General features: G+C 49.6%; 21 protein-coding genes. 13 read left to right on the top strand and 8 right to left on the bottom strand.

Features of this window, described 5'->3' with window-relative positions; genetic code table 11:
* Positions 1–23: 23 nt before the first annotated feature.
* The 6 genes from ACNA6I_RS08975 (at position 24) to ACNA6I_RS08950 (ending at position 10,283) form a co-directional block, all read left to right on the top strand.
* Entirely contained in the window at positions 24–665 is a 642-nt protein-coding gene (locus tag ACNA6I_RS08975; RefSeq protein WP_048004376.1) for a TVP38/TMEM64 family protein, read from the top strand.
* Positions 662–1,222: a signal peptidase I gene (gene lepB / locus ACNA6I_RS08970; protein WP_048004375.1), complete on the top strand. Its 561-nt coding sequence runs from the start codon at positions 662–664 to the stop codon at positions 1,220–1,222. The genes ACNA6I_RS08975 and lepB overlap by 4 nt, the downstream gene beginning before the upstream one ends.
* A 217-nt stretch (positions 1,223–1,439) precedes the next feature.
* Entirely contained in the window at positions 1,440–2,594 is a 1,155-nt protein-coding gene (locus ACNA6I_RS08965; protein ID WP_063191427.1) for an endonuclease, read from the top strand.
* Positions 2,595–2,754: 160 nt separating this feature from the next.
* Positions 2,755–6,231, top strand: coding sequence for a helicase-exonuclease AddAB subunit AddB (gene addB, locus ACNA6I_RS08960; RefSeq protein WP_416313181.1), 3,477 nt, complete (start codon positions 2,755–2,757; stop codon positions 6,229–6,231).
* Positions 6,228–9,953, top strand: coding sequence for a helicase-exonuclease AddAB subunit AddA (gene addA / locus ACNA6I_RS08955; protein ID WP_416313180.1), 3,726 nt, complete (start codon positions 6,228–6,230; stop codon positions 9,951–9,953). The genes addB and addA overlap by 4 nt, the downstream gene beginning before the upstream one ends.
* A 33-nt stretch (positions 9,954–9,986) precedes the next feature.
* On the top strand, positions 9,987–10,283 hold the full coding sequence (locus tag ACNA6I_RS08950; RefSeq protein ID WP_048012943.1) for a hypothetical protein: 297 nt from the start codon (positions 9,987–9,989) through the stop codon (positions 10,281–10,283).
* Positions 10,284–10,323: 40 nt separating this feature from the next.
* On the opposite strand, the gene ACNA6I_RS08945 is transcribed toward ACNA6I_RS08950, so the two are convergent.
* From ACNA6I_RS08945 to ACNA6I_RS08920, 6 genes are all read right to left on the bottom strand, one after another.
* Positions 10,324–10,542 carry a spore germination protein gene (locus tag ACNA6I_RS08945; RefSeq protein WP_048004371.1) on the bottom strand — a complete coding sequence of 73 codons (219 nt, stop codon included), beginning with the start codon at positions 10,540–10,542 and terminating at the stop codon, positions 10,324–10,326.
* Positions 10,543–10,605: 63 nt separating this feature from the next.
* Entirely contained in the window at positions 10,606–10,989 is a 384-nt protein-coding gene (locus ACNA6I_RS08940) for a spore germination protein GerPE (protein WP_159129548.1), read from the bottom strand.
* A gap of 17 nt (positions 10,990–11,006) precedes the next feature.
* Positions 11,007–11,186, bottom strand: coding sequence for a hypothetical protein (locus tag ACNA6I_RS08935; protein ID WP_048004369.1), 180 nt, complete (start codon positions 11,184–11,186; stop codon positions 11,007–11,009).
* Positions 11,164–11,790 carry a spore germination protein GerPC gene (gene gerPC, locus ACNA6I_RS08930; protein ID WP_048004368.1) on the bottom strand — a complete coding sequence of 209 codons (627 nt, stop codon included), beginning with the start codon at positions 11,788–11,790 and terminating at the stop codon, positions 11,164–11,166. The genes ACNA6I_RS08935 and gerPC overlap by 23 nt, the downstream gene beginning before the upstream one ends.
* A 32-nt stretch (positions 11,791–11,822) precedes the next feature.
* Positions 11,823–12,056 carry a spore germination protein GerPB gene (locus ACNA6I_RS08925; protein WP_048004367.1) on the bottom strand — a complete coding sequence of 78 codons (234 nt, stop codon included), beginning with the start codon at positions 12,054–12,056 and terminating at the stop codon, positions 11,823–11,825.
* A gap of 12 nt (positions 12,057–12,068) precedes the next feature.
* Positions 12,069–12,290, bottom strand: coding sequence for a spore germination protein (locus tag ACNA6I_RS08920; protein WP_048004366.1), 222 nt, complete (start codon positions 12,288–12,290; stop codon positions 12,069–12,071).
* A 130-nt stretch (positions 12,291–12,420) separates the two neighbouring features.
* On the opposite strand from ACNA6I_RS08920, the gene ACNA6I_RS08915 reads away from it, so the two are divergent.
* The 3 genes from ACNA6I_RS08915 to ACNA6I_RS08905 all read left to right on the top strand — a co-directional run bounded on the left by ACNA6I_RS08915 (position 12,421) and on the right by ACNA6I_RS08905 (position 14,968).
* Positions 12,421–13,623, top strand: a complete 1,203-nt coding sequence (locus tag ACNA6I_RS08915) for a DUF418 domain-containing protein (protein WP_048004365.1) — start codon at positions 12,421–12,423, stop codon at positions 13,621–13,623.
* Between the two features lie 3 nt (positions 13,624–13,626).
* Positions 13,627–14,523: a fumarylacetoacetate hydrolase family protein gene (locus ACNA6I_RS08910; protein WP_416313179.1), complete on the top strand. Its 897-nt coding sequence runs from the start codon at positions 13,627–13,629 to the stop codon at positions 14,521–14,523.
* A 73-nt stretch (positions 14,524–14,596) separates the two neighbouring features.
* Positions 14,597–14,968 carry a YisL family protein gene (locus tag ACNA6I_RS08905; protein ID WP_063191401.1) on the top strand — a complete coding sequence of 124 codons (372 nt, stop codon included), beginning with the start codon at positions 14,597–14,599 and terminating at the stop codon, positions 14,966–14,968.
* A 94-nt stretch (positions 14,969–15,062) separates the two neighbouring features.
* Here the strand turns inward: ACNA6I_RS08905 and ACNA6I_RS08900 are convergent, their stop codons facing one another.
* The gene (locus ACNA6I_RS08900) at positions 15,063–15,626 is read right to left on the bottom strand and encodes a DUF2777 family protein (RefSeq protein WP_063191400.1); all 564 of its coding nucleotides are present in this window, start codon (positions 15,624–15,626) and stop codon (positions 15,063–15,065) included.
* Positions 15,627–15,776: 150 nt separating this feature from the next.
* Between ACNA6I_RS08900 and asnB the strand changes: the two genes are divergently transcribed.
* The 4 genes from asnB (at position 15,777) to ACNA6I_RS08880 (ending at position 21,746) form a co-directional block, all read left to right on the top strand.
* Entirely contained in the window at positions 15,777–17,624 is a 1,848-nt protein-coding gene (asnB, locus tag ACNA6I_RS08895; protein WP_063191399.1) for an asparagine synthase (glutamine-hydrolyzing), read from the top strand.
* Between the two features lie 306 nt (positions 17,625–17,930).
* The gene (locus ACNA6I_RS08890; protein WP_416313178.1) at positions 17,931–19,451 is read left to right on the top strand and encodes a phytoene desaturase family protein; all 1,521 of its coding nucleotides are present in this window, start codon (positions 17,931–17,933) and stop codon (positions 19,449–19,451) included.
* Positions 19,448–20,950, top strand: coding sequence for a phytoene desaturase family protein (locus ACNA6I_RS08885; RefSeq protein ID WP_063191397.1), 1,503 nt, complete (start codon positions 19,448–19,450; stop codon positions 20,948–20,950). Before ACNA6I_RS08890 ends, ACNA6I_RS08885 begins: the two co-directional genes overlap by 4 nt.
* Positions 20,916–21,746, top strand: a complete 831-nt coding sequence (locus tag ACNA6I_RS08880; protein ID WP_416313177.1) for a phytoene/squalene synthase family protein — start codon at positions 20,916–20,918, stop codon at positions 21,744–21,746. The genes ACNA6I_RS08885 and ACNA6I_RS08880 overlap by 35 nt, the downstream gene beginning before the upstream one ends.
* A gap of 84 nt (positions 21,747–21,830) precedes the next feature.
* On the opposite strand, the gene ACNA6I_RS08875 is transcribed toward ACNA6I_RS08880, so the two are convergent.
* Entirely contained in the window at positions 21,831–23,216 is a 1,386-nt protein-coding gene (locus ACNA6I_RS08875) for an ammonium transporter (protein WP_048012949.1), read from the bottom strand.
* Positions 23,217–23,226: the final 10 nt, after the last annotated feature.

The following is a 23,226-nucleotide window of genomic DNA, read 5'->3' as shown; positions in this document are numbered from 1 at the left end:
TCGTTTAAGGGGAAACATATACTATGGATATCCAAGCGTTCAAAGATTGGTTCACACTTGAAAACATTATGGACCTCATTCAGCAATATCGGTCATTCGGACCCGTTCCGGGAATCCTTCTACCAATGCTTGAAGCCTTCCTTCCTTTTTTGCCGCTGTTTGTATTCGTCCTAGCGAATGCGAATGCGTTCGGTTTGTGGTTCGGATTCCTGTTTTCATGGATAGGGGCTTCTGCAGGGGCTTTGTTGGTCTTTATGCTGGTAAGAAGATACGGGGAAGCAAGGTTCTTCCGTTTCTTAAAGAAGAATAAACAGGCATCCCGTCTGACCCATTGGGTGGACAGGCACGGCTTCGGTCCTTTATTCATCCTGCTCTGCTTCCCGTTTACACCCTCGGCCCTCGTAAACGTCGTGGCTGGGCTCTCCCGTATCAGTATTGCTCAATATATGCTGGCCGTTATCACGGGAAAAATGGTGATGATTTTCACCATTAGCTTTATCGGTTATGATATTGTATCATTAGTGAAACAGCCGATCCGTACCGTCATCGTGGGAGCGATCATCTTCCTCCTTTGGTTTGTCGGCAAGCGCATAGAGGCTCATCTCAATAAAAAGCTTGAAATGGACCAGCGAAACGAACGCAAGAAGCAGGAGGAATCACATTGAAAGAACAGATAAAGAAAGAGGGCCTGGAATGGATCAAGGCACTTGCGATCGGATTGATCATCTTCATCGTCATCCGCACGTTCCTCTTTTCGAATTATGTAGTGGACGGCGAATCCATGATGCCCACCCTTCAAGACGGCAATAAGCTCGTCGTGAATAAAATCGGATATCAGATCGGGGATCTTCACCGCTTTGACGTCCTCGTATTCCATGCCAATGAAAAAGAAGACTATGTAAAGCGCGTCATCGGGCTGCCGGGCGACACGGTCACCTATAAAAATGATAAACTTTATATAAACGGAAAATATTACGAAGAGCCATATCTGGATACGTATAAAGCAGAAAATTCTGGCGGGAAGCTTACTGGTGATTTCACCCTCGAAGAATTGACAGGGGATAAGAAAGTGCCAAAGGGTAAACTCTTCGTCCTTGGAGACAATCGCCGAGGCAGCGAGGACAGCCGATATTTCGGATTCATCGACCGAGAGCAGGTAGTGGGGAAAGTGAATCTCCGGTACTGGCCATTGAATGAGTGGGACGTACAATTTAAAAACTGATCCTGAAGGAACTACCCGTACAAAACATTGAAGCACCGAGCAAGGCATCCCTGCCTTGCTTGGTGCTTTTTATCATGTCCCGGGTCGAGGGGCAACACCGGGATGAGCCGAATGGAGCATTTTCCTGGAAATGATCAAAAAATCGATCTCCACGGCCCCGTTATCCTGTACGCTAAAGGTAGACCATACCTGGGAGGGAAGAGTAGTGAAACAATACATGCGGATTACAGCGGTGCTGATCATGGCGGTCCTTTTGACGGCATGTGGGCAAGTGGCAGGCGATCAACCTGCAGGAAAGGAAGATGTTTCTCATCTTCAGATTGCAAAAAGAAACGCTTCCACACCGCTGACAGTAGAGGCTGCCCTTGAGCGCCAAGACGGTTCACTTGCTGAAGTAGCGGGATTTGTCACGGGTCAGCCTGTATCTGATTCGGAAGTGCTGACAGCCGGTTTCACGAATGACTATGCCCTTGCCCTTGCGGATGAACCGGGAGAAGCAGATCCGGAGAAGATGCTGTTTGTCCAGATCCCTTCTTCCAAAAGGCTTGAAGATGGCCTGAAGACGAATCCTGGCATAATCGGTAAGAAACGAGTGATCACCGGGAAACTGACCAGTTACTTCTCCCACCCTGGAATAAAGGGAGTCACCTCCATTTCGCCGGGGGAGGAGGACGAGCCTTCGACAGATCCCGGAGGCTACTACTCAAGTGCTGAAGGGTTGAGCGGTGAAGCACTGAAATCGGCTCTTCACGACATCATCGATGATCACAGGGAGCTGTCTTATAGCGAGCTATGGGACGCGATGGCCAAAACGGATGAGGACCCCGATCATCCCGGTAATGTCATTCTGCTTTATACGGGGAGATCCCAGGCAAAGGAGTTGCACGGGGGAGATGTGGATGATTGGAACAGGGAGCATGTGTGGGCAAAGTCCCACGGGAATTTCGGAACGGCAAGAGGGCCGGGGACCGATCTACACCACCTGAGACCGGCCGATGTCACGGTCAATTCTTCCAGGGGGAATCTCGATTTCGATAACGGCGGTTCACCGCATGATGAAGCGGCTGGGAATTTTTCCGATGAAGACTCATGGGAACCGCGGGACGAGGTGAAAGGCGACGTGGCACGGATGCTCTTCTATATGGCCGTCCGCTATGAAGGGGATGCCGGGGAATTGGATCTTGAACTGAATGACCGCGTGAATAATGGAAAGGCACCGAACCACGGGCGGCTGTCGGTCCTGCTGGACTGGCATGAATCGGATCCCGTCGATGACCGTGAAAGGCGGAGGAACGAAATCATCTATGAGGAGTATCAGGGTAATCGGAACCCCTTTATCGATCATCCAGAATGGGCAGATCAAATATGGTGAAAAGGACAGTCCGGGGCATCTTCCCGGACTGTTTTGCTTTCTGTTGGAAATCAGGCGGATTAGCATATTTTATAGACAATCTATATTATAATGAACCTATCCAAAAAAACATGTTACTTACCGGATAGACTAAGAGGATAACGGGAAAGGAGTGAGGGAGATGACGGTAAGATTCATTCTTGGACGCTCTGGAACAGGGAAGACGCATCGTATATTGCGAGAAATAAAAGAGGAACTGAGGGAACGTCCGCAAGGGACCCCGATCCTTTATATCGTACCCGACCAGATGTCCTTCATATCGGAATACGAGCTTGTGAACACACCGGGGCTGAACGGTATGATCCGTGCACAGGTATTCAGTTTTACACGTCTCGCGTGGAAGATCCTCCAGGAGACGGGGGGCATGACCCGCTATCATTTATCGGACGTCGGCCTGAATATGATGATCAGGAAAATCATCGAAGAGAATAAAGGAGAATTGAGCATTTTCCGGAAGTCGTCTGAAAAACCCGGTTTCATCGGGCATGTGGAAACGATGCTCACAGAGTTCAAACGCTATTGCATCGAACCGGGCGACCTTGCCGCCTTCAAGGAAAACGGCATGGGGAAAAAGGTGCTCAGGGATAAACTTGCGGATCTTGAGCTGATTTATGAAGAATTTCAGTCTGCCCTGGCAGGGAAATACCTCGATTCGGAAGATTATTTTCAGCTGCTTTCCGATCAGATCCAGCATTCCGATCTCCTGCAGGATGCAGTCATCTACATAGATGGTTTCCATAGTTTCACCCCACAGGAATACAGGATCATCCAGCAGCTCATCCAGCGCACCCGCAAAGTGACCATCGCCCTGACGGCGGATGCCGGGGAAGTGAGACTCCCTGAGAACGAACTCAGCCTCTTCCGGATGACAAGTGAAACATATGGGATCATCCGGGAAGCCTGTATCGAGGCCGCTATACCGGTGGAAGAAGAAGTGATGGAGACGCCGATCCGCTATCAGAGCGGACCCCTCGCCCATCTGGAACAGCACTATGAGACAAGGCCGGTCATCTCTTCCGAAGCAGAAGGCAATCGGATTGAATTTATGGAAGCATCGAATCGCCGGGCGGAGATAGAGGGGGTTGCACGGAAAATCCGGGAGCTTGCCCGTGGAAGGGATCACCGGTATAAGGATATCGCCGTCCTGGTCAGAAACGGGGCGGACTACAGGGACAAAATCGAAACGATCTTCCAAGACCATGATATCCCGTACTTCCTTGATCAAAAACGGACGATGCTCAATCATCCCCTGATCGAACTGATCCGCTCCACTCTTGAAATCATCTCTTCCAATTGGAGGTATGAACCCGTATTTCGGGCTGTGAAGACCGATTTACTATTCCCCCTTCACGAGGAACCGGGGGAGCTCAGGGAGAAAATGGATCGACTTGAAAATTACGTCCTGGCCCATGGGGTGAAGGGAGACCGATGGGTGAAGAAGGACCGGTGGAAGTATCTTCGATTCAGGGGGCTTGAACACGTGGATTCTCCCCAGACCGACCAGGAAAAAGAAATTGAGCATGAAATCAACGAGCTTCGACTCTTTATCTCAGCACCAATCATCCGGTTGTCAAAACGGTTGAAAAAGCAGAAGACGGGGCAGGAATACTGCGAAACGCTCTTCGCCTATCTCGAGGAACTTGATATTCCTGCGAAGCTCGAGCGGAAGCGGGTGGAAGCGGAAGAGAACGGCGATCTGGTGGCTGCAAGGGAGCATGACCAGGCATGGGCCGCTGTCATGGACCTCCTCGATCAATACGTGGAGATCCTGGGTGGGGAAAAGACGAGCGTGAAGGCATTCGCCTCGATCCTCGATACGGGCATGGAAGCGATGAAGTTTTCCCTCGTACCGCCTGCCATCGATCAGGTCATCATTGCAGACCTTGAGAAATCAAGGCTCGCCCATATCAAAACTGCGTTCGTCATCGGCGTGAACGAAGGGGTACTCCCTGCCAAAGTGACCGAAGACGGTATCCTGTCGGATGAAGACAGGGAAACCCTGCAAATCGGAGGAGTGAAAGTTGGCCCAAGGAGCAGGACGAAGCTCCTGGATGAAGAGTTTGTAGCCTATAAAGCGTTCACGACACCGGGTGAACGATTGATCATTTCCTATCCGATAGCCGATGAGGAGGGGAAGGCTCTCCTGCCATCCCCCCTCATCAAGAGGCTCAAGGAACTGTTCCCGACAGCAGGACATTCCCTTGTCGTCAATGATCCAGCTGAGCTAGACGAACGTGGTCAGCTTGACTATGTCAGCCATCCCGGGGTTTCCATTGCCCATTTGACGACACAGCTTCAGCAGAAGAAGCGGGGATACCCGGTCTTTGATTTTTGGTGGGATGTATACGACTACTACGTCACATCCGATCAATGGAAGTGGCATGCCGGCCATGTCCTCTCGAGCTTGTTCCACCGCAATGAATCGGCCGTCTTGACCGATGAGTCGAGCAAGGACCTGTACGGGGAACATATCCTGGCCAGCGTCTCAAGGATGGAAATGTTCCACGGCTGTCCGTTCTCCCATTTTGCAAGTCACGGCTTGAAGCTGAGGGAGCGGGAGTTATTCAGACTCGAAGCACCAGACATAGGGGAGATGTTCCACTCTGCCCTCAAATGGATTTCGGAAGAAGTGGAGCGTGCCGGCCTGAGCTGGGCATCCCTCTCCAGAAATCAGTGCTTAAGACTGGCCAAGGAGGCAGTGGCGATGCTTGCGCCGAAGCTGCAGCACCAGATTCTCCTCAGTTCCAACCGCTACCACTATATTGCACAGAAGCTTGAACAGATCATCGGGCGGGCGAATTTGATCCTCAGCGAACATGCGAAGGCCAGTGGTTTCGTACCCGTCGGCGTCGAACTTGGCTTTGGACCGAAAGCGACGCTTCCCCCGTTCCAATTCAAACTGCGCAACGGTACGCAAATGGAGCTTCAGGGAAGGATCGACCGGGTGGACAAAGCAGAGGACCAGAATGGCGTATACCTCCGCATCGTCGATTACAAATCGAGCGCGAGGGACCTGGACATGACCGAGGTGTACTACGGGCTTGCCCTTCAGATGCTCACCTACCTGGATATCGTATTGAGCAATTCCAAGCAATTCGTAGGAAAAGAAGCGAAACCTGCGGGGGTCCTCTATTTCCACGTGCACAATCCCCTGATCAACAGCAAAAAGCTCCTTACCCTTGATCAAATTGAACAGGAGATTTTCAAAAGCTTCAAGATGAAAGGACTGGTGCTGGGGGACAGCGATGTGATCCGCCTGATGGACCAGACGTTGGATACCGGGAATTCAGACATCATTTCCGCGGGGATCAAAAAGGACGGCTCCCTGTCATCGAGATCGAAGGCGGCGTCGGGAGAAGACTTCCAGTACATGCGCCATCATGTAAGGAAAATGTATGAATCATCGGGAAATCGGATCGTCTCAGGTGAAACGGGCATCTCGCCATATAAACTGAAGGACCGGACACCATGTCAGTTCTGTTCTTACAAACCCGTCTGCCAGTTCGATCAGTCCCTTGAGGAAAATGAATACAGGGTACTGCCCGAGGCAAAGCCGGAAGACATCATGGCGAAGATAAGAGAGGAGGCTGATCAATGAGCAGTCATCATATACCTGTAAAACCAGACGAAGCAACGTGGACGGATGATCAGTGGAAGGCCATCTGGGCAAAAGGACAGGATGTCCTTGTGGCGGCCGCGGCCGGATCGGGAAAAACGGCGGTACTCGTGGAGCGTATCATTCAGCGTATCCTATCCGCACAAGACGGATTGGATGTGGATGAACTGCTGGTCGTCACCTTCACGAATGCTTCCGCGGCCGAGATGAGGCACAGGATCGGTCAGGCCCTTGAAAAAGCCATTGACTCTGATCCCCATTCCACCCATTTGAGGAAGCAACTGAGCTTATTGAACAAAGCATCGATTTCCACCCTCCACTCATTCTGCCTCGAAGTGATCCGCAAATATTATTATTTGATCGATATCGATCCCGGCTTCAGGATTGCCGATGCGACCGAGGGAGATCTTATGAGGGATGAAGTGGTGGAAGAGCTATTTGAGGAAGAGTACGGGAAGGAAGGGAATACCCCGTTCTATACACTGGTCGATACGTTTACGAGTGACCGGAGCGATAAAGCCCTGCAGGATATGATCCTCAAGCTTTATGATTTTTCACGTTCCCATCCCGCCCCGTCCCTGTGGCTGAACGGACTTGGTGAAATGTATGGCGTAGAAGGGGTCGGGAGTATCGATGAACTCCCGATTGCCGACCATCTCCACAGGGATATTTCCCTCCAGCTTGAAGGAGCAAAAGATTTATTTCTGCAGGCATTGAACATGAGCCGAATGCCTGGAGGTCCCGCCCCCCGGGCGGAAAATTTCCTCGACGACCTGGGTGTCGTCGAGATGCTTCAGCTCAAGCAGAAGGAGTCATGGGAGGCCCTTTACGACGGGATTCAATCCCTCCATTTCACCAAACTGAAACCATGCCGGGGAGATGACTTCAATAAAGATCTCGTCGAGCAGGCAAAGGCCCTTCGCGATCAAGGAAAGAAAATGGTGGAAAAGATCCAGGAAGATTTCTTCTCCCGCCGGCCGGATTCGTTTTTGAGAGACATGGGCGAAATGCAGGCCGTCATCGTCACGTTGGCGGAACTCGTCTCTCAATTCGCAGTACGCTTCAAAGCGGCTAAAGAAGAAAAAGGCCTCGTTGATTTTGCCGATCTCGAACATTTCTGCCTTGATATCCTCAGGGAGCCCGGAAGTACGGAATTGATTCCTTCTGCGGCAGCGATGGAGTATAAGGAGAAGTTCAAAGAGGTGCTCATCGATGAGTATCAGGATACCAATATGGTACAGGAGTCCATTTTGAGGCTCATCACCGAAGAGGATGAAGGGAAGGGCAACCGGTTCATGGTAGGGGATGTGAAGCAGTCGATCTACCGTTTCCGTCTGGCTGAGCCGAACCTTTTCCTAGATAAATACAACCGGTTCGGCAGTGGCGGAACAGGCATGAAAATCGACCTTTCCAAAAACTTCAGGAGCCGAAAGGAAGTCCTGGACGGCACCAATTTCCTGTTCAAGCAGATCATGGGCATGAATATCGGGGAAATGGAGTATAACCGCGAAGCAGAACTGGTTCCGGGTGCACCTTATCCGGCGGATCGACCGTATCCCGTGGAGCTTGCACTCATACAACAGGAGGCGGGCGGCGGTGATGATCCCCTTGACGGGGAGGATATCGAAAAGTCCGTGCTGGAAGCGAGATTCATGGCGAAGAAAGTCAAAGAGCTCATCGAAGGCCGGGCGCTCATACATGATGCCAAGAGCGGTACGGATCGTCCGATTGAATACCGGGATATCGTCATTCTTCTCCGTTCGATGCCCTGGGCGCCGGAAATCATGGAAGAATTCAAGCGACACGGGATTCCGATTTACGCCAATCTGTCCACCGGGTATTTCGATGCCGTCGAAGTGGCCATCATGCTATCGCTTCTAAAAGTGATCGATAACCCATATCAGGACATCCCCCTGGCTTCCGTCCTCCGATCACCGGTGGTCGGTCTCGATGAAGAGGGCCTTGCGAGGATCCGGATCCATTCTAAAGCCGGTACGTACTATGAAGCATTGAAATCCTTTGCGAAAAAGAGGCCTCAGGGAGAACGGGATGAACAGGTGTATGAAAAAGTCCGCGTATTCTTGTATCATTTGGAACTATGGCGTACAAAAGCGAGACAGGGGTCAGTAACGGAACTGATCTGGCAGCTCTACAGGGATACACGATTCTATGATTATGTAGGCGGAATGGCTGGCGGCAAACAGCGCCAGGCGAATCTGCGCGCTTTATATGACCGTGCAAGGCAGTACGAAGAAACATCGTTCCGGGGACTGTTCCGATTCCTTCGATTCATCGATCGCATGAGGGAGAGAGGGGATGATCTCGGGGTCGCCCGGGCATTGAGCGAGCAGGAAGACGTCGTCAGGTTGATGACGATCCATTCCAGTAAAGGCCTTGAATTCCCGGTTGTTTTCGTTGCAGGGACCACGAGGCAATTCAACCTTATGGACCTGAACGCTTCCTACCTCCTTGATAAGGATCTCGGGCTGGCGGCGAAATATACCGATCCGGTAAAGCGGATCAGCTACCCGTCCCTTCCACAGCTTGCCTTTAAACGAAAGAAGAAGCTCGAGGCGATTTCTGAAGAAATGAGGGTCCTGTATGTGGCCCTCACACGGGCAAAGGAGAAGCTGTATCTCGTCGGGACTGTCAAGAACATTGATAAAACCCTGGATAACTGGAAGCGCGGGGGCACGACGGAAGGGTGGCTGCTTTCCGACCATGAACGTTCAAAAGCCCTTTCGTATCTCGACTGGATCGGGCCTGCGGTGCTGCGCCACAGGGACGGAGATCCACTGAGGGAAGAAGTGCTTGCAGGGACGAATGAAATTGCCGATCATCCTTCCTCTTGGAAGATCAGCACATTCCAGGCAGCAGAGCTTATGGAAGAATCAAGTGATGATCAAGGGGAATCACAGGACTGGATGGACACTGTCAAGGCCTCTGAAGAGATGGGGATGGATTCACCTTTCAAAGAGGAAGTGCTCCACCGCCTTTCCTGGGCGTATCCTCATGAGAGGGCAACAAGCCTAAGGTCCAAGCAATCCGTTTCCGAACTTAAGCGGATGGTGGAAATCAAGGATGAAGCGGCAAGCAATGACATCCTGAGAAGACATCAGAAGCCGGTATATGAACGTCCGAAATTCATGCAGTCTAAGGACCTCTCCCCGGCAGAAAAAGGTACTGCCATGCATGCTGTCATGCAGCATCTTCCCCTCGGTGGAGCGGCACCCGGCGAAGCTGAAATACGCAGTCTGCTGGGAGACCTTCTCAAACGGGAGATCATGACGGAAGAACAGATTGCTTCCATCGACACCTCCCGCATCGAACAATTCTTCCACACTCCTGTCGGAAGCCGGTTATTGAAGGCAAATGAAATCCAACGGGAAATTCCGTTCAGCATGAGTGTCCCCCTGAGGGATATCGCCCTCGATGGGGAAGGCGCACCGGAAGAAACGGTCCTTGTACAGGGAGTGATCGACTGTGTGTTCCGGGATGAGGCAGGACTTATCCTTCTTGATTATAAGACGGATGGAATCCACGATCGATACGAGAATGGATTCAAGGAAGCAAGGCCGGTCCTGGAAGAGCGGTACAGGGTCCAAATCGAACTGTATACACGTGCCCTTGAATCCATCTGGAGGGAGCCTGTGAAACAGAAATTCCTCTACTTCTTCGATGGCGGGCATGTCCTCGAAATCTGACGGGCACCCTACGCGTAGGGAGGAGGGATAGCGATGGCCGAGGACCAAACATGCGAACTCTGCGGCAGGCCGGATGTGGAGACGACCACCCATCATCTTACGCCAAAAGAGGTGGGGGGGACCTTTCTCCCGACGGCGGAACTTTGCATCCCCTGTCATAAACAAATCCATTCCCTCTATACGAATGAGGAGCTGGGTATCCGTCTGAATTCCATCGAAACCTTGCGACAGGACCCGAAGATATCGGCATTCATCAGATGGATCAGGAAGCAGCCATCTTCCAAACTCGTCAGAACGCGGAAAAGCAGGGAACGGCGGAAAAAAAGATGAACACAAAAAGCCAAAGGCCCGTGAAGGGGCTTTTGGCTTTTTAATTGTTGCCGGCAATGGGCTGGTCGACTACATTGCAGTCAAAAGTCGTTGTGGCACTGAATACATTGTAGGTGAGCTGGAACGGACCGGTATTGAATCCTCCGGAGCCACCATAGGTTTTAGAGGCGTTTTTGGGTGAAATGATCCCCGTGTCTCCGAATTGGACATTCCCCCCGCCGATATTCAGGATCGAGACGGGGCCGACTAATGCTGGCATATCTACCATCTCCTGTCGCTAGTAAGGCTATCATCATTAGCCTATGTGATTGTATGAAAATTGTTAATTGGGCCCTTCGATTTCTTCTGTCTGCCCCGATCCTCCTTGGGTATCTTCCAGCTGCCGAATGTGTTTTACCCTGGCATCCATGGATACAAGGGAAACATTCCCTACATGGACGATGGAGGAGAAAGCCGTTGCTTTTACAAATAAGCGGTTAACCTTGATGGGACACAGGCTCAGCCGTGAGACCTTTACTCTTGGATCAATGGGGGCTTTTTGAATGGGGGACTGGAACACCCGATAATCGTAGCTCCCTTCGCTGGACAGGAAGAATTCCTGCTCGCGCTGGACAGCGTATGCCCACGAGACGGAATCGATGTTCCGTGTATCCCCGAGTTGATAAAAAGAGCTGAATGCCAGGGTGATGCCTTCGAGTTGGTTCACGATGGAATAACGCATGGTTAACCTTTCGGGGTCAGCGGTACAAAAGGTCCGATGATCAGGGATTCGGCAGGAGTGTCGAAGGCTGAGGTGAGCTGGATGATATCAGCGTCGCCGATCAGCACGAGGGAAGAGCTGGCAACCCCTGCAATATCGATGTTTCCAACGGATAATTCCCTATTGATTACCTGGAGGTTCATGTTGATTCATCCCTTCCATATTGTTTGGCATTTGAGACATGAAGGTGTACAGTGCGGTCTGGATATCCTGTTTGATCCGGGATAGCACTTTGGCTTCCCATTCTTCTTTCGTATGGCGGCCCTCCATGTAGGGGATCGTTTCAAGATAGAACTCGATCCTTCCCGGCATTTGATTCAGGAGGTCCTGTTGGATCATCTCATGATACTGGGGGTCCAATGAACGTTGGAATTGCATTTCATTATCCTGTATCAAGACGGGAAGTTCTTCTTTTATATACCTTCCGACTGCTTCAGCAAGCCTTGCCTTATAGGGCCCGAGATCCTGCATGGACTTGACGTTGACGTTTTGCTCCACCGCAAGATCCTCGATGGTTTCTTTCAGTGAGTTCGGGTTCAGCCCGATATTCAATGTGCCGTCAAGGGACTCCACCTTGAGCTGATCGAATTTATATTCAATCTTCTCCACGTTGATTGATGGAGAGTCCCTCATGTTCTGGAGTTCAGCGGAGAGATCATTCATCCTTTTTTCTAACGCGGCAATCTTTGAATGGAGATTTTCAATATATTGATAGAGTTGTTGTGGGGTCATATAGTAATTATTCATGGTACCACCTCTTTCAGTGCCGCGTGATTTCCTTACGATTCGCCTGGGGGTTGAAGAGGGACGAAGGGAGGAACGGATTGTGATTGTCCTCCCGTCCCCCCGTTCTTTTGTGCCTGTGGAGCAGGTTCAGTGAATCCGCCTGTATTATAAAGGTAATCGTTTGTGGCGATTTGTCCGCACGTCCCGATCTGAAGCACCGAGGAGTTTGACATTCCGCCGATTTTGATGAATTGGATTTGGATGGACTGCTGCACATAATAATTCATCTCGCCACTTCCTTATACGTTTAGGATAATCCCTTGATCCATCGTGTCGTCATCCACCGTGTACGTCAAGGAGCTTTCGTTATAGACGGATATTCCGCGTCCGGTGATGAAGGATCCAGCTCCTGCAAAGGTCTTGGCCGTTGAAATGGGGCTGATATTGAATACGTCACCTATATGGAAAACACCGCTCGAACCAATGCTGATCACTTGGGCGAAGCCTACGATCGCGGGCATAAAATACTCACACCTTTATTTATCAATAATTAGTACCAATGTATGTGAGAATTTTGCAAAAGTGACAATCGCCTAATCGGCCGTTTCGATGTACACTAGAGTAGAAGAGATTAAGAAAGGGGGACGATTCATGGCCGTATTATCGCCTGTGAGTCAATCGGAAAGAATAATCAGCCTTGATGTGATAAGAGGTTTTTCACTTCTCGGGATCTTGATCATCAACATGATTTCGTTTCATTCGCCATTTCTGTATATGGACCCGTATTCCTGGTGGAAAACGCCTGGTGATACAGCGTTGTATCCCTGGATCGATATCTTTGTCCAAGCCAGTTTTTATCCGCTGTTCGCCATGCTGTTCGGATACGGCCTGGGTATACAAAAGATCCGGGCCGATGTAAAAGGGACATCCTTTTATATGTTCGGGATCCGGAGGCTGTTGATTTTACTAATCATCGGCTGCCTGCACGCCTTTTTCATCTGGTCGGGTGACATCCTCATCAACTATGCGGTATTTGGGCTGATGCTCCTCTTGTTCATGAACTTGCCTGGAAAATGGCTAATGCTGTTGGGAGGCGCCATGCTGCTCCTGCCTCAGGTGTTTTTCAGCTCTTTGCTCGTATTGATGACATTCGTCGATCCTGAAGGCGTAAGCTTTTACTCGGATATTGCATCGCTTCAGAACTCGGTGGCTGCTTATGGAAACGGGTCATTCAGCGACATCATGAGTCAGCGTTTTTCTGACTGGTATGCTGTGAACGGTCCGGGGAATTTTATCTTCCTTGCCCTGTCGATCCTGCCCATGATGTTGCTCGGAGCAGGGGCGAGCAAACTGAGATTATTGGAGAAAGTCGCCATACATAAGAAAGCCTGGCTATGGATCGGGATCTCTACATTGGTGATCGGGACTGCCGTCAAATCACTGCCGTTTCTGATCGAGGCCAACACGGCCTATGGCTATATCCAGGATTTCCTGGGAGGTCCGTTCTTATCAGTATCTTATGCAATAATACTCTCATTATTATTGCAGAACCAAAAAATCTTGAAGTGGAGCAAGCCTATCGCTTCGATGGGGAAGATGTCGATGACCAACTACCTGCTTCAATCGATCATCGGAACCCTTATCTTCTATTCTTATGGACTCGGACTCTACGGGGAAGTCACGCTGACGACAGGGACTCTCCTCGCAATCGGGATCTATATCGTCCAGGTCATCTTCTCAGAGATCTGGCTCACGTATTTCAAGTACGGACCAGTAGAGAAAGTGTGGCGGTCACTGAGCTACGGGAAGCGGAATCTGTCTCCTGACAGGTACCACCAAACCAAGGGGGAGTAAACGATGAAATTAGTCAGTTTTGCGGAAAATGACCGCGTATCGTATGGGATCTGGACTGAAAACGGGGTAGTGGATGTATTCGCTGCCAGCACTGAGCTCGGAGAAGGACATGCGCTGCCGATGGATGTGAGGAGTGGAATCGTGGAAGGGGACGGGTTCCTGGAAAGGATTGAGGAAGCATGGGGTGCCATGGATGAGGAAGCCCGGGAAAGGCACACCTATGGTTCCGATGCCATCCGTCTTCTCCCGCCCCTCACATCACTCGGGAAAAATATCATGTGCGTCGGTAAAAACTACCGTGATCATGCGATCGAGATGGGGTCGGAGGATGCACCTGAAAACATCATGATCTTCACCAAAGCACCAACCACCCTGGCTGCTCCAGGGGAAGAGCTCCCTGTCCATGCTGAGCTTACGGAACAGCTTGATTATGAAGGAGAACTTGCCGTTGTCATCGGACAGGGCGGATGTGGCATTCCTGTGGAAAACGCCATGGACCATGTCTTTGGCTACACGATCCTCAATGACATCACGGCAAGGGACCTGCAGAAAAAGCACGGTCAATTTTTCCTTGGCAAAAGCCTCGATGCTACTTGTCCGATGGGCCCATATCTTGTGACGAAGAATGAAATTGATAACCCTCACGATCTGTCCATCACCACAAAGGTCAATGGGGAAGTCAGACAGTCCTCGAACACGAAGAACATGATGTTCAAGATCAGCGATATCATTTCGATCCTGTCAAAAGGGATGACCCTCGAGCCGGGTGATGTGATTGCGACGGGTACCCCGGCAGGAGTAGGGAAAGGCTTCAACCCTCCTAAATTCCTCAAGGGTGGCGATCTGGTTGAAATTGAAGTGGAATCAGTAGGAAAATTGACAAATCGGTTACAGTCCTAGATAAAATTTTGGAATGGTGGCGGACTATGGTAATATTATGAGCGTAAATATACTCTTTTTTAGGAGGGTTCACATGTTTTATAGAACGGATGCTCATATTACTACGTGGGTAGTCGCCATTATCCTATTCTTTGTCGCACTAGCGTTGCATCGAGCAGGTAATGCCAAAGCGATGAAGATTGTACATATGATCCTGCGATTATTCTACATCCTGATCATTGTGACAGGAGCATTATTATTCTGGAAGAACCAAGGATTCGATCCTGCACTTTATGGAGTTAAAGGGTTGGTCGGCATTTGGGTGATTGCCATGTTCGAAATCATCCTCGTGCGCTTGAATAAAGGGAAGAGTACGAAAGTGGCTGCAATCCTTCTTGTCATCTCTTTATTGGCCGTCCTTTATCTTGGATTCAAGTTGCCACTCGGAATTAACTTCCTGGCATAATACAAAAAAGCCGGTGCACTCGTTTGAGTGCACCGGCTTTTTTATGGTCTTGGATGTGCGATATTTGACGGTCAGAACAAGCCGCAGCCTATCGTTACTTCACAATATTCTCTATTACAATCCTTTTGCCGGTGCTGAGGGTGAATTCGAAGCGGTCGCGCTGCTTTTTGTAGTAAGTGAAGTGGTGTTGTACCGCGCAGATTTCGTCCCCGTTGTCGAAGGTTATGAAGTTCACGCCCTGTTTGATTTTCTGGTTTCCGAGGAATACCAGATGGTTGTGACAAAAAATACAGTCATAAATGGAATAGTTCAGATTATTCAAAGTGGTGATGAACTGGTTGAATGCGTCATCGGATATTTCCTCCATCAGGTTTTCGAGGGAGAATAAGATGCTTTTCTTGATCAAGATCCGGTCCCCGTTCTCGATTCTGATCTTCTCATATGGGGTTGCAAGGATACCGTCCTCAAGCAGGACCCCCGTGATCCATTCTTCATCCCTGTACAGTCTGAGTTCCTGATGAAGATAAAAATCCAGTTCCGATTCCTCTTCGGCATCTATCTCAAAGAAATACCATATATCATCTTCTAAGAGCACGGTCCCTTCGGAATATGCCCGCTTTTGGGATTTTAAGATGTTTGATCGATAAATATTGCTCAAATGAATATCCCTCCTTAACTACATTACTTATCATTATTATCATATTTCATTCATATAAAATTGATTGAGTCAATTAACCATTTCCCTTTAGAAGCATAAGATAATCTACATGTCGAAGAGCTGTTTTCTACGAAAGTGAGGATGATGACCATGTGCGGGATCACAGGATGGGTACATTTCGAGCGAAATCTGACAGGTGAACGAGGGATTGTAAGGGAGATGGCGGAAACGTTATCAAAGAGAGGACCCGATGAGAATAATTTGTGGGGCGGTGAACATGTCCTGTTCGGTCATAAGAGGCTGATCGTGGTCGATCCGGAAGGCGGACGGCAGCCCATGTCCATCCAGCATGAAGGGAAATCCTATACAATTTGCTACAACGGTGAGCTATATAACACGGAAGATCTCAGGGATGTATTGAGGGGAAAGGGATATACTTTCCGGGGACATTCGGATACAGAAGTCCTCCTCACATCCTATATCGAATGGAAGGAAGAGTGCGTTGATCACTTGAACGGAATCTTTGCCTTTGCCGTCTGGGATGAACAGGAAGGGCGGGTTTTCCTTGCCCGTGACCGACTCGGCGTCAAACCCCTGTTTTATACCGAGAAAGACGGTGGTCTCTTATTTGCTTCGGAAATCAAAGCGTTGCTGGCCCACCCTGATATCGAACCTGAGATCGATCTTCAGGGGTTGAAGGAAGTGTTGGGACTCGGGCCATCGAGGACCCCGGGGCATGGGGTTTTCAGAGGGGTACAGGAACTGCGCCCTGCATTCGCCATGAGCTTCGGTCCTGAAGGTGTGAAGAAGTGGAGATACTGGAATGTGAAAAGTGAGAAGCACACAGATTCCTTCGAAGAGACTGTTGAAAAAGTGAGATTCCTCGTGATGGATGCGATCAAAAGGCAGCTTGTATCGGATGTGCCCCTGTGCACATTTTTATCAGGGGGTCTTGATTCCAGTGCCATCACGGCGGTGGCTGCCAATTGCTACAGGGATGAAGGGAAGGGGCAGCTCCATACGTACTCCATCGATTACGAAGGGAATGATGAACACTTCAAGGCCAATGATTTCCAGCCCAATGCCGATGCGTACTGGATTGATCAAATGACCCAAGAATTCGGAACGGTTCATCACAGCTGCGTCATCGATCAGGAAAAGCTGAAGGACTATCTCACGCAGGCAGTCCTCGTGAGGGATCTGCCTGGCATGGCCGATGTCGATTCGTCCCTTTTATGGTTCTGTGAGGAAATCAAACAGGACTTCACGGTCGGTTTATCGGGAGAATGCGCGGATGAGATTTTCGGGGGGTACCCATGGTTCCATCGGAGTGATGATTTCAATCGCAGAGGATTCCCGTGGATGCGCTCAACGGAAGAAAGGCAGGGTTTGCTGAAAGAAGAATGGAGAAACAAGCTCAATCTTGAAGAATACGTCCTGGCCAGGTACGAGGATACGGTAGAAGAGACTCCTTTGCTTGAAGGGGAATCGGATGAAGAGGCGAAAAGGAGGCAGATGTTCTATCTGAATCAGCTATGGTTCATGACGACCCTCCTGGACCGGAAGGATCGCATGAGCATGGGGGCTAGCCTCGAGGTCAGGGTGCCTTTTGCCGATCACCGCCTTGTAGAGTATGCGTGGAATATCCCTTGGGAGATGAAACACCACGAAGGAAGGGAAAAAGGCCTTCTTAGAAAAGCACTTGAGGGCATCCTCCCTGATGAGGTACTTTACCGTAAAAAGAGCCCTTACCCGAAAACACATCATCCTAAGTATACAGAACTTGTACGTGAATGGCTCTCAGAGATCCTGGAAGATGAAACGAGTGTCCTTCATACCTTATTCGAAGAAGAAAAGCTGAAGGATATCGTCCAATCCGGCGGTGCTGCATTCCAGACCCCTTGGTACGGTCAGCTCATGACAGGGCCGCAGCTTCTTGCCCACCTGGCACAGATCCATGTCTGGTTCAAAACCTACAATATTAAAATCGTTTCCTGAACCTACCGCACCCCGGACAAATGCCCGGGGTGTTTTTTATGGAGAAACCCTGTTCCAGCAGGTGTGATGGCGCTCAACTGGAGGCTTCGTGATTAAAATGAACTTTTGCTCATACTAATCATTAAATAGCAAAAAAGAGGGTAAACTAAGAGGGATGCTTCATATGACTATTTTTACATATGGCAAAAAAGAAATTTGTTAGTAAAATAGAGTGTTAATCTTTGTGCCCATGAAAGAAGCATTGTATACTTAATTTATAATCAATGTTCAGGTATTGTATAAACTTTGTACAAGGAGGAAGAGAAGATGTCCAAAAATGTGATTGTCATCGGAGCGGGACCTGGAGGTTTGGCTTCTGCCATGCTTCTGGCCAGTAAAGGATATGAAGTCGATGTATACGAAAAGAACTCCTTTGTTGGCGGTCGTAACGGTGCCATCAAACAAGACGGATATACATTTGATATCGGGCCGACGTTCCTAGGCATGCCGGAGATTGCGGAGGAACTTTTTGAAGCGGCAGGGAAAAACCTTCATGATTATGTGGATCTGAAGGAGCTGCCCATGATGTACGAACTGAAATTCAAAGATAAAGATGTGAAAATGTACAGGGACCCAGAACAATTGAAAAAGGAAATCGAGCGACATTTTCCTGGGAACGGAAAAGGGTACGAGCGATTCATGAATGATACACGCAAGAAGATGGACCGCTTGAAACCCATCCTTCAGAGCCCGATGGACCAATACTATCAATATATCAGCTGGAAAGTCTTGCGGGCCCTGCCTCAGCTTTCCCTCGGTAAGTCACTCTACAGTGTGCTGAGTGATTACTTCACCGATCACGAACTGAGACTTTCATTTACCTTTCAGTCCAAATATTTGGGTATGTCACCTTGGGAATGTCCCGGGGCTTTCTCCATCCTTTCTTTCATGGAACACGAGTACGGTGTATTTCATCCCATCGGCGGGGTGAATCAACTTTCAGAAGCGATGGCGAAAGTCGTAAGAGAGAACGGAGGAAAGATCCATCTCTCGACGGGGATCAAAAAGCTCTGGCTTGACGGGAAAAACGTCAAGGGGGTCATCCTGGAAAATGGGGAGAGGGTATCAGCCGATGAAGTGGTCATTAACGGTGACTTCGCCCACGTGATGACGAATTTGGTGGATGACGGTGTGCTGAAGAAGTACAGCAAAGAAAAGCTTTCAAAGAAAAAATATTCCTGCTCCACCTTCATGATCTACCTAGGACTCGATAAAAAATATGACCTGCCTCATCATACGATCCTTTTCGCCGATGATTACAAAAAAAACGTAGAAGAGATCACGAAAACGATGGAGTTGTCAGAAGATCCCTCCATCTATATTCAGAATGCGTCCGTGACGGATCCCACCCTCGCCCCGGAAGGCCACTCGACGCTTTATGTCCTGGCCCCGGTACCGAATAATATGAGTGAAATCGATTGGGCAGATAACCAGGAAGACTTCAAGGAGCTCGTGATTCGTTCTCTGGAGGAGAGAGCCGGCCTCGAGGATATCCGGAGTCATATCCGGTTCGAGAAGGTGCTGGATCCCCATCAATGGGAGACCGACTTTAACATCTACAAAGGAGCAACCTTCAATCTTGGTCATCAGCTTACCCAAATGATGGCCCTCAGACCTCATAATAAATTCGAGGAGCTTGATCACTGCTGGCTTGTCGGTGGGGGGACCCATCCGGGCAGCGGTCTGCCGACGATACTCGAATCGGCCCGGATCACCACGTCCATCATGATGAAGGAAGACGCATCCAGGACTTCGGCTGCTCACAGGGAAATGGAGGAAGCACTATGAAGGTCGCTGTAGCAGGCTCGGGAATCGGCGGGTTGATTACAGGATTGCTCCTTGCGAAGAATGGTCACAGTGTGACGATCTTTGAAAAAGAAAAGGACATTGGAGGCAGACTTGCGTTTGTCACCAAGGGGGACTATAAGATCGATAAAGGCCCGACGATCGTACTGCTGCCCGACATGTTGATGTCCATTCTTGCCGATGCGGGTGTGAATACAGAAGAAATCGAGCTCATACGCTGCGATCCCCTCTATGGGATTCACTTCCCCGACGGGCAGACCTACAGGAAATTTGCGGATCTTGAAACGCAGATGGATGAAATACGTCGGGAGTTCCCCGGGGATGAGGAAGGTTTCAAGAGATTCATGGCTGATATGGATGAACGGTTTGCCATCGGGGAACCACAATTCCTCCAGTCCTCTTTCCTTGGTATAAAAGACTATATGAATCCAAAGACGATCAGCTCCCTCATAAAGCTCAAAGCCTACCGAACAGTCATGTCGAACCTGAGAACATACTTTTCCCATGAGCGGTTACAGATGTCATATGGATTGCAATCCCTCTATATTGGAGGGAATCCTTATTCCACTCCCGCCATCTACAGTCTTGTGTCCTTCAGTGAACATAAGCACGGAATCTACTATATTAAAGGCGGGTATGCGAGTATACTTGAACCGGTCAGAAAGGCATGCGAGAGACTCGGGGTGGAGATCAAAACCTCGTGTCCGGTCGAGAAAATCCTTGTAAAGGATGGCAAGGCGAAGGGGATCCGGTCAGATGAGGGAGACTTTCTGGCCGATGCTGTCATAGTGAACGGTGATTTTCCCGGTACCCATTCCCTCATGGAACGTCCATCCGATAAAAAATATAAGCCTTCTTCCGGATGCGTCCTGTTTTATATGGGAGTCAAAGGTACCTACCCTGATAAAGACCTACACCAGTTTTACCTCAATGAACATTTTTCGAAAAATATGAAGGAGATCTTCGAGAAAGGGAAAGTGCCCTCAGAACCCTCATTTTACGTCTTCAATCCATCCATCGTGGACGAATCCCTTGCACCCGAGGGGAACAGTGTCCTCTACGTTCTGGTCCCTGTTCCCGCATCTGAAAAGATTGATTGGGAGGACGCTTCTGGATATCTTTCGTCCTATATTTTAGATACAATGGAAGAGAGCGGATTCGACGATTTGAGGGAGCGGCTGAATTGGATGGAAACAAGGACGCCTGATCAGGCCAGGCAGGAAGGGCTGTATGCAGGAGGAAGTTTTGGCATAGCCCCTGCTCTTGGACAATCCGGTCCTTTCCGTCCACAGGTGCAGCCGTTTCCGGAGAAGAATGTGTTTGCTGTCGGAGCATCAACCCATCCCGGTGGGGGTGTGCCCATTGTCATGCAAGGGGCAAAACTGGTTGAACAGGCCGTACAGAGATATTTTGAAGAGGAATTAGAAAGGAAGGATGTGACCATGGATGAACAGGATTTCGGCAGCATACGATCACTGTGAATCGGTGATCAAACATCATTCAAAAACATTTTTCAGGGCATTTTCCCTCCTGCCGAAGAATCAGCGCAGAGCGGTGTGGGCGGTATACGCTTTTTGCCGTAAAGCGGACGATATCGTGGATGAGGGCAGTCCTCCTGAAGTATTGGATCGATTCGAGAGAGAATTTGAGTCCTTTCTTGAAGGGACTTTTGAAGAGCAACCGATTTGGATTGCCCTCGATGATGTCTTCAAGCGCTTCAATATGGACCGGGAAGCGTTCCGGGATATGATCAAAGGACAGCGCATGGACCTTGCCGGCAGGAGATATATGAAGATGGATGATGTGTTGGATTATTCCTACCATGTAGCGAGCACGGTCGGACTCATGCTCCTTCCGATCCTTGCGCCAGGCAAGGAAAGAGAACTGCGTGAAGACGGGATTTATCTAGGTTATGCCCTGCAACTGACGAATATCTTGAGGGATGTCGGTGAAGATCTGGACAGGGGCAGGCTCTATCTTCCTCAGGATCTTCTGGTAAAGCACGAGTGCTCGGTGGAAGATCTGCGTGAAGGGCGGACTACAGAAGCGTTCCGTCTCGTCTGGGAAGAAATGGCCGGTATGGCGGAACACTATTACAGTCTATCCATGAGGACGATCGGCCTTTATCCGATCTACTCCAGGGCTCCTGTAAAGGGCGCGGCCCTTCTGTATAAGGAAATCCTTAATGAAATACGTAAGAATGGTTATGATGTCTTCTCAAAAAAGAACTTTGTATCTGGTGATGAAAAGGAAAAAATCATCTCGACGATATCATAAAAAGAGCTTCCTGTCGCATGCTTTCAGACAGGAAGCTCTCTTTTTGGGTTAAAAAAGAACTGCCCCGAAGGACAGTCCATTTCATTATACGCTGCTACGCTGCTTGAGGGAGTCTTCTGCCGATGGAGTGCCGATCGAATTCAACCGCTCGACAAGATCGCTGCCGAATGGGCTTGAAGCGATATCTGGCTCAAGAAATGTATCTTTCAATTCGTATGCGTTAGAACCGTGTTCTGCAAAATCCAAGCCTGAAAGCTCTTCTTCCTGAGACACGCGGATACTTGAAACTCTTGTCACGATAAACAGGAAACCGCCTACGGTGACAGCTGTCCAGGCGATGACGGCAAGTACGCCCAAGGATTGAACCCCTAGGAGGGAAGCGCCACCTCCGTAGAACAATCCGTTTTGAACATCGAATAATCCAACGGCGAGCGTACCCCAGATTCCGCAAATCCCATGGACTGCAATGGCACCGACCGGATCATCAATTTTGAGGAACGAATCCAACAGAGTGACACCTTCAACCAGGATCACTCCGGCAATCAGACCGATGATGATGGCACCGGTCAGGGAGACATTTGCTGTACCTGCCGTAATGCCGACTAGACCACCGAGTGCACCATTGAGCGTCAGGGAAGGGTCGATCCGATTATAACGGAAAAGTGTGTACAAGGCTGAAGATATGATGGCAGCAGATGCTGAGAACAAGGTCGTGCCGATGACCATGGGTACAAGAGAAGGATCAGCAGCAAGGGTGCTGCCCCCGTTGAATCCGAACCACCCAAACCAAAGGATGAAGACTCCGAGTGCACCAATCGGGATGTTATGTCCTGGAATGACGTTGACCTTTCCGTTCTGATACTTGCCGGTCCTTGCGCCGAGGAATAGGACGGTAATCAGTGCCCCTATTGCTCCAGTCAAATGCACGACAGTGGAACCAGCGAAGTCAACGAATCCCAGTTCAGAAATCCAACCTCCACCCCATACCCAGTGCCCGACTACCGGATAAATCAGGGCGGTCATGGCAACGGTGAGGACCATATAGCTTTTGAGCTTCATGCGTTCTGCTACTGCACCTGAAATGATGGTGGCACAGGTCGCGGCGAAAACGGATTGGAAAACGAAGAATCCGATGTCTTCACGACCTGATAAAAGGAAACCATCACTTCCGAATAATCCACCGATATCTTTTCCGAACATGATCCCAAAGCCCACGAAGAAATAAATCAACGATCCTATGGCGACGGTCAAGACGTTTTTCATAAGAATGTTCAATGTGTTCTTTGCCCGTGTGAACCCGGACTCTACCATTGCGAATCCGGCATGCATGAAGAATACAAGAATCGTTGCGATCATGACCCAGGTTGAATCAAGTGAAGCCTGAACCGACTCGGCTGTAGGAGCTGCAGCGAATGCTTGACTCCCGATAAAGAAGGATAATAGAAGCAGAATAGATATTTTTTTAATCATTGTAACCCCT

Origin of the sequence: Rossellomorea sp. FS2, from assembly GCF_047915635.1 — a bacterium.
GTDB classification, from domain to species: Bacteria; Bacillota; Bacilli; order Bacillales; family Bacillaceae_B; genus Rossellomorea; species Rossellomorea marisflavi_A.
The sequence above is the reverse complement of the archived record's forward strand: the minus strand, read 5'-3'. Positions and strand labels throughout refer to the sequence as shown.